The organism is Erysipelotrichaceae bacterium 66202529 (assembly GCA_017161075.1).
Classification (GTDB): domain Bacteria; phylum Bacillota_I; class Bacilli_A; order Erysipelotrichales; family Erysipelotrichaceae; genus Clostridium_AQ.
The window spans coordinates 2,481,650-2,497,951 of sequence record CP046174.1; the positions used below are offsets into that span (position 1 = coordinate 2,481,650).

Below are 16,302 nucleotides of genomic sequence, written 5' to 3' on the forward strand. Positions count from 1 at the left end.
TATCGTTCGACAATCGCACATATTATTATAAGGTTGTCTTTGGTACACTATGCAGACATAGGACGATGTGAATTCTATGTGAAAATTCAAACGATTTTCTTAAAGCAGTGGAAATCGTTTGTAAAATTGTTTATAGTAGATTATGATATAGGATGTGTAAATACACAATCATAACTTTAATTATCAGACACGTTTTCTTTCGCGTGCAAGCGATACGACTAAGGAGGAATCATCATTATGGATAAGAAGCAACAGCCAAAAGCAGGCCGTAAGAAATCAGGCCAGGGTGGCGGAAGGATTTTCCGCAGCATTGTCATCGTTTTTCTAGCACTGGTACTGGTTGGAGGTGTTTCCGTATTCTTCATGCTGAGCACAATCGTCGGCTCTGTGGATACGGATGATCTGGCAGATAAAATCGTCAACCGGGAGCCTTCAACGATTTATGCCGCAGACGGTACAAAAATTTATGAATGGGGCGGTGTCAGCCGGGAGAATGTCACCTACCAGCAGATTCCCCAATCAACGATCGATGCCTTTCTGGCAATCGAGGATTCCCGTTATTTCTCCCATAACGGCTTTGATCTTCCCCGTTTTATATCCAGTGCGTTATTCAATGTAAAATCCGGAAGCTTTGCACAGGGCGGCTCTACGCTGACGATGCAGACGATTGATAATTTCATCATGAAGCCGGAGGAGGATAAAGCTAAAAAGGAAGGAAAAGCATATTCCTCCCTAGAAAAGATTGAGCGTAAAATCCAGGAAATCTACATGAGTATGAGTCTGGAAAAGGATTTATCAAAAGAGGATATTATTACGAAATATCTGAACGAAATCAATTTCGGTGACAGTTCCCGCGGTATACAGAAGGGTGCGGAATATTATTTTGGAAAAAATGTTGAGGATCTCAATCTTGCGGAGAGTGCGTTTCTGGCCGGGGTGATCAATGCACCGAACAGCTATAATCCCTATCGCGGATATGATAAGGATACCAAAAGCAATTTCTATGCGTATGCAAGTGAGAGAAGAAATGAAACGCTGAATCTGATGCTGAATCATGGCTATATTACAGAAACAGAGTACAATCTGGCGAAAAATACAAAGCTGGCCTTCCAGCTGACCGGGGAAAAGAAAAAATCCTCTGCCGGAAATGAAAAGTATTATGATTTTGCATATGAGGCGGTAGAAGAGGTGAAGCAGCTGACCGGAGAGGATCCGGCACTGGTACCAATGAAAATCTACACCTCTCTGGATATCAATGCACAGAATAAAGCAAATGAATTATCCAGCGGTGAATCCATTCAGTTCTTTGATGATAGTAACTTCCAGATAGGTTTTACCGTATTAAACAATCAGACCGGTGAAATCGTTGCCGTGTCCGGTGGTCGGGGCGATGTGGAATCCAAAACCTATCTGAATCGATTCAAGGAAGAAAAGAGTACCGGATCTACCATCAAGCCGTTGCTGGATTATGCACCGACCTTTGATAAGCTGGGATGGGCGACCTCTCGTGTCATGGATGACAAGCAGTTAAGCATCCCGGGCTGGACGGTACAGAACTCCGATGGCAATTTCTATGGAAAGGTTTCTTTAGAACGTGCTATTTCCAAATCCTTGAATACGATTGCCGTACAGTCCCTGCAGGCGTTGATCGATAGCGAAGGGCAGGATGCCATGATTCAGTATCTGAAGGATGCCGGCATCAGTGAAAAGGTCGCTGATAATTTCAATCTGCAGTATGCTATCGGTGGCGCTGATATGATGGCATCCACGAACCAGATGGCAGCTGCCTATGCCGCATTTGCGAACGGCGGTTACTACATTGAGCCTCATATGGTCACAAAGGTGGAATATAAGGATGAATCCCGCACCTTTGATAATAAACCGAAAAAGACGCGAATCTTATCCGAACAGGCAGCCTATATGATGAGTGATCTGCTGTATAAGGCAGTCAACGGAAAAACAAAGGGTGAGAACCTGATGGGCTCTCTGGGCTTTGGTGCCTACCCTGTTTATGGTAAGACCGGTACCAGTGACTGGGGCGATTCAGGATTGCAATACGGTATTCCTCAAACAGCTATGAAGGATGAATGGATGGTCAATTATACAAGTGAATATACGATAGCCACCTGGTCAGGCTTTGACACCGCCAAGGAAGGTGCCTACTTCACCATGGATATGATTAGATTGAATATTCCAGGATGGATCAATAAATCCATGCTCGATACCATCAGCTCGAATGCTGTACGCATTCAGCAGCCGGATGGTATCAGCTCCTATGGCGGCGGTCTTATCAAAACAGAATGGCTCTCATCAGCTGCCAAGAACAACCCGATGACTGAGGAAAATGCCAATGTCACAAGCAGTAAGCTGGAGGCAGCCATATCCAGTGCAGAGGGCATGAATGCCGATGATTATACAGCTGACAGCTATGCCAAGCTGAAGGAAGCTCTGGATGCGGCAAGAAAGGTAATGCAAAACTCTGCCGCTACGCAGGAACAGATCGACGCAGCAAGAAGCGCTCTGGAATCCGCTATGCAGGGACTGGTCAAGAAAGAGGAAACACCACAGACGGATACATCGGCATTAAGCTCCGCCTTGAATAGTGCTCAGGGCTATGTAGATACCACCAAATATCAAAGTGATAAGGTTGCGGCCTTGCAAAGCGCCATCAGTATCGGAAACAGTGTGCTCGCAAATAAAGAAAGTACGCAGGAACAAATTGATGCGGCTACCGCTGCAATAAATACGGCCGTACAAAACTGCATCAGCTCTCCTGTACAAACAACTCCGCCGGATACCGGCACCGGAGACGATACCAATAACGGCACCGCTACAACACCAAATCCCGATACTTCACAGAACAATTAGTTAACAAAGCAAAGTATTGATTATAGCATGAAATTAGAATGTTGGAAATCAAACATCTGCACTCATTTACTTTTACAGAAATAAGAAAAGTGGACTCTCAACTATCATTGTGTTTAGTGAAAACGTATCTAGATAATTTTGGTATTTCAAAAAGGAGTAATAAAGTTCGGAAAATGAACAAATTACTCCTTTTATATATGTAAAATATATTCAGAAAATTAATCACTTTTTGTATTATCCTCATTTATCACCTTTTTATTTTGACTCATATCTTGCACATAAAAAAACAGCAAGACATCTTTATTCATACTTACATATAACTATAATTTTCATAGATGATAGAGTTAACAACTTTTTGAATGATTTCTGTGTCTAGATAATGAATTTTATTATGAAATGATGCTTATTTTTTATATGATAAATAAAATTCAACTGTCATAAAATCATCTTAATCATACATATAGGATAGCATATAAATTTTTTCTTATACAGCTATGAACAATAACTTTTTCTACTCTTACATTTTATGTTTTAATATCACTTTACTTTTCTTTAAAAATAGTATATTATTTGTTTGTATAGGGTGGGATATATACACATATCTTTACATAACTCATATTTTAACACTACTCTGTACAGAAAGAGGTTAATATGAAAAAAATTATTTTATCATTTGTTTCAGCTTTTTTGTTATTCACAGCATATTCCAATATAAGTGTTAACGCTGCAACAGTAAAAGAAAATACTTCTGGGGAAAATAGTACATGTGAAACGTATTCAACTAAAAAAGCATGTGAAGATCAAGTAATGCAAGTTGGTAGTTATGGTACTTTTCAAAATCCACATGTAGGAGACATATTTTCTTGGATTTATTTCAAAGTAGACAAAGTTGATGCTGCTGGAGATAGAATTTGGTGTAATCAATTAGGAAATTGGATTCCAGCATATCCTCTTACGAAAACTACGTCTGATGGTTATATAACATCAAATCAAGTTTTTAAAGTTGGAGATCACTTTATATTTAACCATGGTAGTAGTTTCAAATATGATTTTGTATTTAAAATATACGGGGTAGATGCTCCTACGGACAGTGTTCTTATAAAAATCAAAAAGAATGCTTCTACATATGTAAACACCTGGGTATACGCTAAACCTATGTGGGAACTTTGCATGACTAATTAAACATCTTAATATATGTGTATATAATCTAAAATAGACATTGGATTAAATCCATAGTAAAAAAACATGCTATAAACTTTACAAAAATAGTGTGTTTTTTTATGCTCTGTTTTATTAAAATATGAATAATGCAAGGCATAAAGTTTTTTAGGAAATCAAATTATAAAACATTCTTTAACCAGATAAATGTTGTAAAATGGTTTATAATTAACCATCGATATAAAGCACCCTCATACAGATAATATATATCCCTTTTCAAATTTAACAGATAGATACTGTAAAAATCATATTAAATTTCTCTGCATGGCACGTCTTGTGAGAAATTGCTCATATACTAACATTCTAATCGCAGTTTAAGTCTTATGGCTTTTTAGCTTAATCGTATTTTATTTGTTTACAATTTTTAAAAATAGTTTATAATGATTATGTATAGGGTGGAATATATCAAATACATATGCATTATCATATTTTCTTATCACTTTACTATACAGAAAGAGAGACTATATGAAAAAACATTCATTTATCTTTATCTCATGTTTCTTGTTGCTATTACCTTTTTATTTCAATGTAAACGCAGCAACCGTTAAAGACGATATGGAGGACAATTCATCATGTGAAGTATATTCAACAAAGAAAGCTTGTGATGATCAAATCATGCAGGTTGGTAGCTATGGTACATTCCAACATCCTCACACTGGTGATATTTTTGCTTGGATCATTTTCAAGGTTAATAAAGTTGATGCTGCAGGTGATAGAGTATGGTGCGATCAATTAGGTAATTGGATTCCAGCATATCCTCTTACAAAGACTACGTCTAGCGGTTCACGAACAGATAATCAGGTTTTCAAAGTAGGTGATTATTTCATATTTAACCATGGTAGCAGTTTTAAATATGATTATATATTTAAAATTTATGGCGTTGATGCACCTACTGACAGTGTACTTATAAAAATTAAAAAAAATTCTAGCACATATGTTAATACATGGGTTTATGCTAAACCTATGTTGGAGCTTTGTATTTAAAAGTATTATAAGTATTATATTATGTATATAGGCCACCAAGTATGAATTTATGATAATGCGTTATCAATGAAAAATAGGCTATGGCTTCTAGGCACAAGATATTAAGCTATAGCTTTTTGTTTTGCAAGAAACCTATATAGCACTTTTTCAAGTAGTATAGATTTCAAAAGCTATAGTATTCTGTGATTTTCGTGAAGAACAAGCTAATGATTTTAGTTAAGAAACCTAACCAATCTTTTTTTCTTCACCTTTATAAAAGTAAATTTTTCCAAGAACATTGCCTTCAAAAGTAGAAATAAGGGTGAAATTTGTATATAATAGAAAAAGGTGATACATGTGATAGGATATCCAAACAGAAAAACAAAGCCGGTAACAGCCACAAAGGTCTCAGATAACCATATGGGACGAGGCATGTCACTGGAGCATGATTTAAACGATTCCAATGCATATTACTGCAGCTGTGAGCGCGCCTTAATACATAAAAAGCCCACACCGATTCAGGTCGTAAAGGTTGATTATCCTGAGCGCAGCGCTGCTAAAATTACGGAAGCCTATTATAAAACACCGAGTACAACCGATTATAACGGGATCTACCGCGGAAGAGCCATTGATTTTGAAGCAAAGGAAACAAGGCAGAAAACCTCCTTCCCCTTCAAAAGCATCCATCCGCATCAGATCGAGCATTTAAAGAAGGTATTACAGCATGGAGGAATCGGCTTTTTCATTATCCGCTTCACCACGCTGGAGGAAACCTATCTAATCGATGCCGGCATACTGATCGATATGTACTATGAGGGAGAACGCAAATCAATATCTTACATGAAGGTGAAGGAAGTAGGTTCCCTTATCCGTATGGGTCTGACACCGAGATTATGTTATCTTGACAACGTCGATGCCCTGTACTTCAAGGAGGAAAAATCATATGGAACAAAATCCAAACGAGGAAACGGTTGATGTAAATACATCGCCGAAGCAACCAGAAGCAAAGGACACCAGAGAAACAACAGATGACACAATAACACAGGATTCTATTGAGACGAAACAGGCTGCTGAAGCAGACAGCTTTGCCGCTGAGCACCAAGAAGAAGAAATACCTGTTGTCACAGATAACGGTATGCCTGAAGCAGCTGAAAGCACACCTACCGAGCATGAAAGCAGCTCTGATGAGGTGGTAAAGGCTGATACACAAGCAGTTATGCCTACAGAAACAGACAAAGAAACAGCCGATGCAAAGGCTTCCGTTGAAACACACACCCTTTCTGAGGATGCTTCGATAACAGAAAACGATGCTGAGAAAGAAGCCAGAGAAGCTGCAGAACCATCATCTGAAAACGAGACGGTAGAAGTTGCAGCTGTGGAAGCAGAGGGTATGGCAGCAGATCAGGTGGCAGCTGACAAGGAAGCTCTGGAAACAGATGTTACGGATGCAGCTTGTCCAATCGAAGATACAGCAGGAGATACGTATGATCAGCTTACAAGCTCTGATACAAAGGACAGTATGGAAGAAGCGGTTCCTCCTGTTGATATGAATGCGGAGAACGATGGTGAGGATCTGCCAAGTGATACAGCAGAGAAAACGAAGAAAAAGAAAAATAAGCCGAAGCTGAGCAGAGGACGCAAAATCGTAAACGGCATCATCATTGCTTTTCTAGCCATTGCGTTGCTTGGCAGCAGTACCGGTGCCTACCTGCTTTATCATATCGCCCACAAGGCGGATCCGGATGGAATGGTTGAGCAGATGAGAAGCGACGAGCCCTCTGTGTTCTACGCCAGTGACGGTAAAACGATTATCGGAGAGCTGGGCGAGGAGAGCCGTGAAAATATTACATATGAGCAGGTGCCCCAGTCGACCATTGACGCCTTTTTGGCGATTGAGGATTCCCGCTTCTATTCGCACAACGGCTTCGACCTTCCCCGTTTCATTTCCAGTGCGATCAATAACCTGAAATCAGGTGACCTTTCACAGGGCGGTTCTACGCTGACGATGCAGACGGTCGATAACTTCATCATGAAGCCGGTGGAGGACAAGATGCAGATGGAAGGAAAATATTTCAGCACGAAGGAAAAAATTGAACGCAAAATTCAGGAAATCTATCTGAGCATGTGTCTGGACAGTGAATTGAGTAAGGAGGATATCATGACCAGATATCTGAATCAGATCAATTTCGGTCAGCATACGCGCGGTATTCAAAAGGGTGCGGAGTATTATTTCGGAAAAAATGTAGAGGATCTTAATTTATCGGAAAGCGCCTTTCTAGCAGGTGTTATCAATGCACCGAACAATAACAATCCATACAATGGTATCCTTGATGGAGAGAATTACTATAAGCAGGCAATGAAGCGGCGGGATGAAACGCTGTATCAGATGCTGAATCACGGATACATAACAGAAACGGAATACAAGCTGGCGAAAGCAACAAAGCTGGCATTCCAGATTGCCGGAGAGCCGGATTCCACAAAAACCGATCCGTATAAGGATTATGTCCGGGCTGCAGCGGATGAGATTATACAAAAATATGGAGTCGATCCCGCCACAACACCGATGAAGGTTTATACGGCACTGGATATCCATGCGCAAAAATCCGCAAACAAGGTATCCTCCGGTGAGATTGTCGGATTAACGGATAATAAATATTATCAGATTGGATTCACTGTATTGAATAACAGAAATGGTGAGATCGTAGCGGTCAGTGCCGGAAGAACCGATATCAAGTCCGCAGATGGACAGGTGCATTTCCGATTCCGTGAGCCGCATCAGCCAGGCTCCAGTATCAAGCCGATTTTCGATTATGCCCCTTCCTTTGATAAAATCGGGTATTGTACCTCCCGTGTATTCGTGGATAAGGCTATCAGCTTTGGAAACTGGAATGTTATCAACGCTACCGGCGGTTACTATGGTAAGGTATCCATGGAGCGTGCTATTGCGCAATCGTTAAATACACCAGCCGTAAGTACATTTGATGATCTTTTGAACCATGCCGGTTATGATGAAATGATCAGCTATGCGAAAAAGATGGGCTTTGATCCGGATGTTGCTAAAAATATGGATATTCAGTATTCCATAGGGGCTTCCGGTATGATGGCCTCCCCTACCGAAATGGCGGCAGCTTATGCAGCACTTGCGAATGGCGGTACATACAATGAGCCGCATCTGGTACGTAAAATTGTATATAAAAATGAAGATAAAACCATCAAGGCAAAGGTCGCAACCCATCAGCCATTATCACCACAGGCTGCCTATATGACGAGTGATTTGTTGTACCGAGCCATTTTCGGGAATGACAGTAGGCTCAATTTGATGAGTCAGTTAGGATTCGGAGCCTATCCGGTATACGGAAAAACCGGAACGAGTGACTGGGCGGATGATGCCTGGAAATATGGTGGTCCGATGAAGGATGAATGGATGATCAATTATACAAGTGAATATACCATCGCCACTTGGAGCGGCTTTGACAGAGGTATCGAGGGTAAGCCAACCTATATCAGCAATGAAATTCTGAATGCTAATATACCAGGCTGGATCAACAAGTATATGCTGGATAGTATCGCTACCGGAAATGAGCATATGATTTCAAGTCCGGGCGGTATCAGTAGCTATGGCGGCGGTATGATTAAGAGTGAGTGGCTTTCAAGTGCGAAGAAAAATAATCCGCTGACTATTGCAAATTCCAAGACGAACAACAAGGCTTTAAAATCTGCCGTAAGCTCTGCGAAGGGTATGAAAGCCAGCGATTATACTGCAGAAACCTATAGTAAGCTGCAGGCGGCGATCGCAGCTGCGGAAAAGATTTTAAAGGATGATCTCGCACCGCAGGAGGACATCGATAAGGCAAAAGCTGATTTACAGGCCGCTATGGATCACCTTGTATCCAGTGCCAATAAAGGCAGTCTAAATGCTGCACTCAGCAAGGCTGCAGGCATTGATACCTCCCTATATACACCGGAGAGCATAAGTGCTTTACAGGCTGCTGTAAACAGTGCTAAGGCTGTCAATGAAAATAAAAAGGCCACACAGGCACAAATCGATGCACAGACAGCGGCGGTAAACAATGCCATCAATACCCTGGTACAGAAACCAGTCATCAGCAGAGATGCGTTGAATGAGGCAATCAATAAGGGAAACGCTATTAACCGCAATTCCTATACAGCAGAAAGTATCGTGCAATTTGAAAATATACTGAATGACGCAAAAGCCGTATACAGTGATGCCAATGCTACACAGGCACAGATTGACGATCAGACAGCCAAAATAAACAGTGCATTAACAGAGGTTTTAAAGCCTGCACAGTAAATCACAAAATCCCCGCATTTTCCGGGGATTTTTCTTATACAAAAGGACATTGCCTTCAAAATGTATATGCTTTGTTTTCACTCATTTCAGTAATTACACACGCAATTTATTGTCGTTTCTTCACATAAGCTGGGATGAAACAGCAAAAAAGAACAGGGATCGTACCCTGTTCGGTTCCTTTACTTTATGGTACAAGGAAGGAAATGGAATACAAAGGAATTGAGAAGCATCGATTATTTTGTAGCTCACAATCCTCATATACCCTGAGCAAGGAAACGCCCTGCTCCTTATGCCTTCTTTGCGTTGCGGTATGCTTCCAGCTTATCCTTTTTACAAAATTCCCTGAACGGACATTCCTCACATTTCGGATTTCTTGCGGTACAGAAATAACGTCCGAAAAAGATGAATAAATGATGTGCTCTGTTCCAGCGTTCTCTTTTCAGCTTCCGCTTGAGCTTCTGCTCCACAACTTCCACACTGTCCTGCACCTTTGCAAGCCCCAACCGCTTGGAAATGCGCTCTACATGTGTATCAACAGCTATGCTGGGAATATCAAAGCAGACACTGCGCACGACATTTGCCGTTTTCCGGCCGACACCTGCCAGTGATGTTAAATCCTTCATGCTTTCAGGAACAACACCGTCAAAGGAATCCAGCAGTGAACGGCTGAGATTCTGAATGGAATGCGCCTTATTGCGGTATAAGCCAATACGGCGTATTTTATCCTCTATATCCTGCAGCTGCGCCTCTGCCATCGCCTGCGGTGTCGGAAAGGCTTCAAACAGTGCAGGAGTAACCTTATTCACTGCCGCATCTGTCGTCTGTGCAGACAGGACAACTGCCACCAGCAGCTCAAACGGGTTTTTATGCTCCAGCTCACAATGGGCATCCGGAAACATCTCTTCTAAAATATCCAGAATTTCATCCGTTGTCATCAGCGTTCCCCTCCTTCATATTTTTCAGCCGTCATTCCACGGTTCTTCCATTCCACCAGAATACGCTCTATGTAATCAAAGCTCTTATGATCGTAGGTCAGTGCCTCCCGCAATGCATAACAGATCAGCTTCTGCTCATAATCCTTCAGCCAGTCAGCCATACGCTGCAGCTCCATCTGTGACAGTGGTCTGCCAAATTCAGACTCAAACAAATCAAACAGCGACTGATCAAATGCAAGGCTTTTTTCATTGTTATCCGCAAAAACACCGTCGATATTAAACAAAATCTTTCCATTTTGAAACTGCAGAGCCAGATATCCCTTCGCAGTCAGATGCGACAGAATATCATCGATATCATCCGTATCCTTCTTTAGCTTATCCGCCAGAATCCCATGCGTAATCGGTATCTGATGCTCATTCATAAAATCAATAACAAGCACGACCATCGTTTCTTCAATCGTCAGACTTAGATCCTTTAAATGATCCAGGATCCAGTCCCTGCGATTGATAAAGCGCTCATTCCACCACTTTTCCATATTATGCCTCTCCCTTTTTCAGATAATACACCTCATGCAGATTGTCATAATCCAGCAGAATCTGCCCGACAGAGCAATTAACAACATACACCGGATTATCATAGCCATATCCCAGTGCCACCTGAACATCCTTTGCCCCGTAGCGCTTTTCTACCTCCTGCTTTACATTATCCATCTGTATCGTATCCTTTTTTCTTGATACGATTGCTTTTCCCGCATCGTTAAACCAGACATAATTGTCCGCATCCTCCCCCACATATGTGATATAATAAAATGCATCACGATGCAGATTTTTTATTTCCTTATAGGTTCCCTGAATAGCTGCCATCTGCTCGGCTATCTTTTCTTCATATTTTCGGGATGGCCCACTGATAAAGATTGAGGACTCCACAAGCAGCACAACCAGTAGTACTGCGATCAATCCAACACTTACCGCCAGTGATTTTCCATTGATTTTCATTTTGGACCTCCTTTATTTATCTTTGTTCTTACTGCTTTGGCGCTTCAGATTACGAAAGCATAAAAACGAATCGAGCTTATACGATATTTGAAATTCTTTTATCTTAATACGGATGGGTCCTTTTACGTTTTCATGTAAAAGCCCTTTTTTCTTCCGTCTTTTATTATACACAATTTTAGAGAATTTGTCTTGAAAAAGCCCTCCGGTTTAAAAAAACGCTGTTTTGAAGACTGCCTGTTCTATTATACCAGAAGCTGTATTTTCTGCCTATAACAACTGCAAATTGTAAGAAAAAAGACGGATATTCCGCCTTTATGCCAGAAGCTTCATCAGCGCCTTGCAAAACTGTGCACTGCGTGCAGAGGCATGCTTCACGTACGTAATAAAATCCATGTGAGAATCTGTGCGGGGTGCGATATCAGACAGCGAGCGCAGCACTACAAACGGGATATGGTAATGTGCACAAACCTGCGCAACCGCTCCTGCCTCCATCTCTGCACAGACTGCCTCCGGAAACAGCTCTTGCAGGCGGGATAGCTGCTCCTTGCGTGCGATAAACTGATCGCCGCTCGCAATAAGACCGCGGTGTACGCAAACCTCCAGCTGCTGCAAGGCCTGTTCACATAGCGCTGCAAGCTCTAAATCTGCCTCAAAATACAGCCCGATGCCTTCCTTGCCGTCTACCGGACTCGTATCAAAGTCATGCTGAACGATGCGGGTACTGACTACTGCATCCAGGATATTCTGTTCTGCCTTCAGACCGCCGGCTGTTCCGATATTCACAATGCAATCAATCGCATAATTCTCCAAAAGAATCGTCGTTGCCATACATGCATTTCCCTTGCCGACTCCGCTTTTCATCACAATCAGCTCCCTGCCGGACAGCATTCCCTTATCAAATTCAATACCGCTTGTGATTAGATGCTCATGGGATTCCATGAGTGATACGATTGCATCCACTTCCGTATCCATCGCTGCAATTACTGCAATCATTGTACACCTCCGCCTTTTTTACATATATAAAACTGTTTTTCACCTTCACAGATACCTGGCTTTGTAAAATCAGTATAGACTTCTACCTGAAATCCGCTTTTTTCCAGCTCCGCAAGAATCCAGTCAGGCGCATACACCCGCTGCTCATGCTGCTCCAGTGTGATTCTTCCCTCGGCATCATAAAACGCGAAATTCTGATAGATACGATCCTCCTCACTGGTGATCGTCCATTGATAATCCAGCTCCTTTACCTGTCCTGCTTCGTTGTATTCTTCTTCAAACTCCGCAAGACGATCCAGCGAATGCATATCCACAAGGAAGACTCCCTGCGGCTTCAGATGCGCATATGCCCCCTGGAATAAAGCGCGCACCTGTGTTTCCTTTAATACATAATTGAAGCTGTCACACAGACACAGAATACCGTCAAACTGCTTCTCCATATGCAGCTCACACATATCCATAACGCTCCATTCAACCAGCTCACTGCCGGATTTTTTCCTTGCCTCGGCAATCATATCCGCGGACAGATCACTGGCAGTCACCTGATAGCCTTCCTGTGCAAGCGCAATGGTAATCTCTCCGCTTCCGCATGCCAGCTCTAGCAGTTCCTTCCCTTTGATATGCTTCTTAATCAGGGACACCCATTCCTGCGTCGCCTCATCATCCTTGACCAGCGCATCGTATACATGCGCCAGCAGCTCATACATCATAGGGAAAAATCCTCATGCGGTAAATCGGCATACAGCTTTTCCAGCTGGAAGTGCTCCCGTTCCTCATTTACGAACACATGCACCACCACACTGTCCAAATCCACAAGAACCCAGCGGGATTCACTGCTTCCCTCGATTGCACGGATCGCATAGCCATGCTCCTTGACGCGATCCTTGATATTATCCGCTATGGCATGTACCTGCCGCACGCTTTGTGCACTGCAAATCACCACATGGTCAATAAACGGATTTAATTCACGAAAATCATACAGCAGCGGACGCTCTCCTTTTTTTTCATCCACTGCCTTTTGAACGATACGTACCAGTTCTTCCATATACAAGCTCCTTATTTTCTTACAGCGTGCCTTCCTTTTTCAGGTAGGCCTCCTGCTGTTCTTTTACAATGCGATAGCCTTCCTTCAGACTGCGCATGCTGATTGCGATTTCCCTGCTGGAATCATAGCCGCGTGAGGGATCCAGCTTATCTGCAATAAACAGAATACGATCATAATCCGTGCGGTTTCTTCCCTTTACATGATGATAAACAGCCTGTAATATCCGGCGGTCATGTATATGGAACACTTTATTTATATAATCCGCACCGATATAGCCGTGCCATATGGCAGGTGCTTCCTGTAAGGAATCCGGCATATGGGATCGCATCCAGGCCTCTGCCTGCGCGTAGGGCAGCTGTTTGCACACATCATGGGTGATGCCCATTAGATAGGCAACACGACAATCCAGCTGATGAGCCCTTGCCAGCTGTACACAAAGCGCAGCGACCGATTGGCTGTGCAAAAAGCGTTTTTCACTCATTCGCTGGCGCACCATGCGTTCCAGATATAACCCGTGTGCTCCCATATAGTCCCGTACACGATCAGGCACCTGATACAGCTTTTGTCCCTGCCGTATTTCACTGCTCGATACCGCAAGCAGCTCCATATGCACACGATGAAGACCGTCCGGCAGCGAAATATCCTGTTCGTCTCTTGTGAACACATAAAACGGAAGCAGCTGTTTCAGCTCATCACTGCTTTTCCATCGTTCAAACTGCAGCGCCTGATCATCCCCGATCAGCCAGCAAAAGGAATGCTGCGGATAGCGCTGAAACAGCGTTTTCACAGTCCGTATGGTATAGGAAACGCCTTCCAGCTCCTGCTCCAGCGTACACAGCTTCATATGCCGGTAAGGCGCAATCGCCAGGGAAATCATCGCTGCACGATCCTGAAAGGAGGCTGCCTGTTCCTGTTTCAAAGGGGTTGCGGCACTCGGCATAAACCAGACCTCATCAATGCGCAGCTGCTTTACTGCCTGCTTGGCAATCTGCAGATGTCCGTTATGTATCGGATCAAAGGCTCCGCCCAATACAGCAATTCGCATACCCTACATCCCCAGCTTATTTTTCTTGCTTCTGCGATACAGCGTAAAGGTGCGCCCGATTACCTGGACCACCTCACTGTGCGTCGCTGCACTGATGGTTATAGCCGCCTCATTGGCACTGATTCCACAGGTTTTTAAAAGAGAGACCTTTACAAGCTCGTGCGCCTCTAAAGAATCTGAAATCGTCTTGATCAAATTTTCACTGACAGCATCCTTTCCCATCTGAAAAAGGGGCCGTTTTGTCTGCGCAATCCCGCGCAGCTCACTTTTCTGTTTTCCGGTTAACATTATATCATCGCCTTTCTAAACGTTACGCTTCCCTGCTCTGCCACGTAGACATGCAGCTCCTGGACATGGCCGCTGATACAGAACCAGCCCAAGCCATGAATAACAACATCCACTTTATACTCCTGTACATGACCATAGGAGAATTTTTTCATATCCTTCTGTTCTCCGATTACCGGAGACAAAATTTCATCATAGTGCTGCCTCCATAAATCATCCGCCTTTTCCTGCTTGCTGCGATGCAGCTTCAAGCGCTCTGAAAAATAGGCAACACAGCTGACACTCTCACAGCCAATCAGATCCAAACGGACAAGACCGCCCAGTGATAATGTCTGATTCCCCTTCAGCTGATAGCCCCTTGCCTTTAAGGGCTTTAACGGGATGACGGTTTTCAGCAGGCGCTCATCGACATGGGTCAACAGGGAATCCATACGCGTCAGACCCGGCGTATCATACAGCTGATACCCCACCATGGCAATGGAATTAAAATCCAGCGTCGTTCCCGGATGCCGTGAGGTCGTCAGATCGGTATGGTCACAGATGGCGTTCAACAGGGTACTCTTTCCCGCATTTGCCATGCCCATCACCACAACATCACGTTCTCTTCGATAGTGTGCAATGGCTGAGCGCACCTCATCCACGGATGCATTCTCCTCGCGCCGTGCATGAGCCGCTAAATCTCCGCATACCACGATTCCCTGTACAACAATGCCTTCTTCCTTTAAACGTCGCAGCATAAACGCAGACAGCTTGTCATTACCCAGGGTTGCCGGAAGCAGATCGCGTTTGGTTGCCACCATGAGAATATCCTTTCCCAGTAAGTGGCGGTTGATTCCCGGCAACAGGTTGGATTCAAAATCAAACAAATCCACAACCCAAACGACCAGCGCATCTATGGCATTGATTTTCCGCAATACCGCATCGCTGTCAATTCCCTGCTTCATACTGATGACTACATCATCATAATGCCGAATCCGAAAACAGCGCTGACAATAGTCTGCCTCCATTTTCGGTGTATATCCGATGCTGTTTGCATCGCTATTCTGCAGCACAACGCCGCAGCCCTTACATATTTTACTCATCAAATTCTCCTTTGCGAAGCCGCCCGGTTTTTTGCAGCAGCTGAAATACGATTGATTCAAAAAAACGGTTAAACTTTGTGAATGACAGGTCTCTGGTAACCACAGGCGCTGTTAAGACCGTATGCAGACCAACCAGGTTTGCACCCAGAATATCCGTCATCAGCTGATCTCCAATAACCGCAACCTCCTGCTTTTCAACGCCTTGTTCCTTCAGCATTTTCCAATACGTTTTTGGCAGCGGCTTCATGGCGAAGGGATAACAATCCGCATCCAGACCCTTCGCAAAGGTCATGACGCGCTCCTCCACATTGTTGCTGATAAACACGACTCTGATCCCCGCTTCCTGCATACCGCGAATAAAACGGACAGCCTTTTCATCCGGTACGGCTACATCGTGAGGAACCAGCGTGTTATCTATATCACAGACAAGCAGCTGGATACCATGCTCCTTCAGATACTGCGGCCGCAATGCCGCAAAGCTATGTATATAATAATCGGGTGTAAACAGCTTCAGCATCCTCATTTCTCCTATTCTTTGTATAAACCATATCTATTTTATC

The 16,302-nt window shown here is 43.3% G+C and carries 15 protein-coding genes; 5 read left to right on the forward strand and 10 right to left on the reverse strand.

The window, feature by feature from the left end; genetic code table 11:
- Nucleotides 1-237: 237 nt before the first annotated feature.
- The 5 genes from GKZ87_11820 (at nt 238) to GKZ87_11840 (ending at nt 9,361) form a co-directional block, all read left to right on the forward strand.
- Nucleotides 238-2,868: a penicillin-binding protein gene (locus tag GKZ87_11820; GenBank protein ID QSI26123.1), complete on the forward strand. Its 2,631-nt coding sequence runs from the start codon at nt 238-240 to the stop codon at nt 2,866-2,868.
- 651 nt (nt 2,869-3,519) lie between these two features.
- Nucleotides 3,520-4,050: a hypothetical protein gene (locus tag GKZ87_11825; protein QSI26124.1), complete on the forward strand. Its 531-nt coding sequence runs from the start codon at nt 3,520-3,522 to the stop codon at nt 4,048-4,050.
- A 501-nt stretch (nt 4,051-4,551) separates the two neighbouring features.
- Nucleotides 4,552-5,070 carry a hypothetical protein gene (locus GKZ87_11830; GenBank protein QSI26125.1) on the forward strand — a complete coding sequence of 173 codons (519 nt, stop codon included), beginning with the start codon at nt 4,552-4,554 and terminating at the stop codon, nt 5,068-5,070.
- Between the two features lie 336 nt (nt 5,071-5,406).
- Nucleotides 5,407-6,024, forward strand: a complete 618-nt coding sequence (gene recU, locus GKZ87_11835) for a Holliday junction resolvase RecU (GenBank protein QSI27949.1) — start codon at nt 5,407-5,409, stop codon at nt 6,022-6,024.
- Entirely contained in the window at nt 5,993-9,361 is a 3,369-nt protein-coding gene (locus GKZ87_11840; GenBank protein ID QSI26126.1) for a penicillin-binding protein 2, read from the forward strand. Before recU ends, GKZ87_11840 begins: the two co-directional genes overlap by 32 nt.
- 287 nt (nt 9,362-9,648) lie before the next feature.
- On the opposite strand, the gene nth is transcribed toward GKZ87_11840, so the two are convergent.
- From nth to GKZ87_11890, 10 genes are all read right to left on the reverse strand, one after another.
- Nucleotides 9,649-10,296 carry an endonuclease III gene (nth, locus tag GKZ87_11845; protein QSI26127.1) on the reverse strand — a complete coding sequence of 216 codons (648 nt, stop codon included), beginning with the start codon at nt 10,294-10,296 and terminating at the stop codon, nt 9,649-9,651.
- Nucleotides 10,296-10,832 (reverse strand): DnaD domain protein, encoded by a 537-nt coding sequence (locus GKZ87_11850; GenBank protein QSI26128.1) that lies wholly within the window; start codon nt 10,830-10,832, stop codon nt 10,296-10,298. Before GKZ87_11850 ends, nth begins: the two co-directional genes overlap by 1 nt.
- Nucleotide 10,833: 1 nt before the next feature.
- A complete protein-coding gene (locus tag GKZ87_11855; GenBank protein QSI26129.1) occupies nt 10,834-11,292 on the reverse strand; it encodes a hypothetical protein in 459 nt (152 codons plus the stop codon).
- Between the two features lie 312 nt (nt 11,293-11,604).
- Nucleotides 11,605-12,285 (reverse strand): 5'-methylthioadenosine/adenosylhomocysteine nucleosidase, encoded by a 681-nt coding sequence (locus tag GKZ87_11860; GenBank protein ID QSI26130.1) that lies wholly within the window; start codon nt 12,283-12,285, stop codon nt 11,605-11,607.
- Nucleotides 12,282-12,995, reverse strand: coding sequence for a methyltransferase domain-containing protein (locus GKZ87_11865; GenBank protein ID QSI26131.1), 714 nt, complete (start codon nt 12,993-12,995; stop codon nt 12,282-12,284). The genes GKZ87_11860 and GKZ87_11865 overlap by 4 nt, the downstream gene beginning before the upstream one ends.
- Complete coding sequence (rsfS, locus tag GKZ87_11870; protein QSI26132.1) at nt 12,992-13,330, reverse strand: ribosome silencing factor; 339 nt, start codon at nt 13,328-13,330, stop codon at nt 12,992-12,994. The genes GKZ87_11865 and rsfS overlap by 4 nt, the downstream gene beginning before the upstream one ends.
- A 19-nt stretch (nt 13,331-13,349) precedes the next feature.
- Entirely contained in the window at nt 13,350-14,375 is a 1,026-nt protein-coding gene (gene nadD / locus GKZ87_11875; protein QSI26133.1) for a nicotinate (nicotinamide) nucleotide adenylyltransferase, read from the reverse strand.
- A 3-nt stretch (nt 14,376-14,378) separates the two neighbouring features.
- Nucleotides 14,379-14,663, reverse strand: a complete 285-nt coding sequence (gene yhbY / locus GKZ87_11880) for a ribosome assembly RNA-binding protein YhbY (protein ID QSI26134.1) — start codon at nt 14,661-14,663, stop codon at nt 14,379-14,381.
- Nucleotides 14,663-15,745 (reverse strand): ribosome biogenesis GTPase YqeH, encoded by a 1,083-nt coding sequence (gene yqeH, locus GKZ87_11885; GenBank protein ID QSI26135.1) that lies wholly within the window; start codon nt 15,743-15,745, stop codon nt 14,663-14,665. The genes yhbY and yqeH overlap by 1 nt, the downstream gene beginning before the upstream one ends.
- Complete coding sequence (locus GKZ87_11890) at nt 15,735-16,259, reverse strand: YqeG family HAD IIIA-type phosphatase (protein QSI26136.1); 525 nt, start codon at nt 16,257-16,259, stop codon at nt 15,735-15,737. The genes yqeH and GKZ87_11890 overlap by 11 nt, the downstream gene beginning before the upstream one ends.
- Nucleotides 16,260-16,302 lie beyond the last annotated feature (43 nt).

Bases quoted from the DNA above. Each gene is read 5' to 3' on its own strand.
- GKZ87_11820 (QSI26123.1), top strand. From the start codon at position 238: ATGGATAAGAAGCAACAGCCAAAAGCAGGCCGTAAGAAATCAGGCCAG.
- yhbY (QSI26134.1), bottom strand. From the start codon at position 14,663: ATGTTAACCGGAAAACAGAAAAGTGAGCTGCGCGGGATTGCGCAGACA.
- nth (QSI26127.1), bottom strand. From the start codon at position 10,296: ATGACAACGGATGAAATTCTGGATATTTTAGAAGAGATGTTTCCGGAT.
- rsfS (QSI26132.1), bottom strand. From the start codon at position 13,330: ATGGAAGAACTGGTACGTATCGTTCAAAAGGCAGTGGATGAAAAAAAA.
- nadD (QSI26133.1), bottom strand. From the start codon at position 14,375: ATGCGAATTGCTGTATTGGGCGGAGCCTTTGATCCGATACATAACGGA.
- GKZ87_11850 (QSI26128.1), bottom strand. From the start codon at position 10,832: ATGGAAAAGTGGTGGAATGAGCGCTTTATCAATCGCAGGGACTGGATC.
- GKZ87_11825 (QSI26124.1), top strand. From the start codon at position 3,520: ATGAAAAAAATTATTTTATCATTTGTTTCAGCTTTTTTGTTATTCACA.
- GKZ87_11860 (QSI26130.1), bottom strand. From the start codon at position 12,285: ATGATTGCAGTAATTGCAGCGATGGATACGGAAGTGGATGCAATCGTA.
- GKZ87_11840 (QSI26126.1), top strand. From the start codon at position 5,993: ATGGAACAAAATCCAAACGAGGAAACGGTTGATGTAAATACATCGCCG.
- GKZ87_11855 (QSI26129.1), bottom strand. From the start codon at position 11,292: ATGAAAATCAATGGAAAATCACTGGCGGTAAGTGTTGGATTGATCGCA.
- GKZ87_11830 (QSI26125.1), top strand. From the start codon at position 4,552: ATGAAAAAACATTCATTTATCTTTATCTCATGTTTCTTGTTGCTATTA.
- GKZ87_11865 (QSI26131.1), bottom strand. From the start codon at position 12,995: ATGATGTATGAGCTGCTGGCGCATGTATACGATGCGCTGGTCAAGGAT.
- GKZ87_11890 (QSI26136.1), bottom strand. From the start codon at position 16,259: ATGCTGAAGCTGTTTACACCCGATTATTATATACATAGCTTTGCGGCA.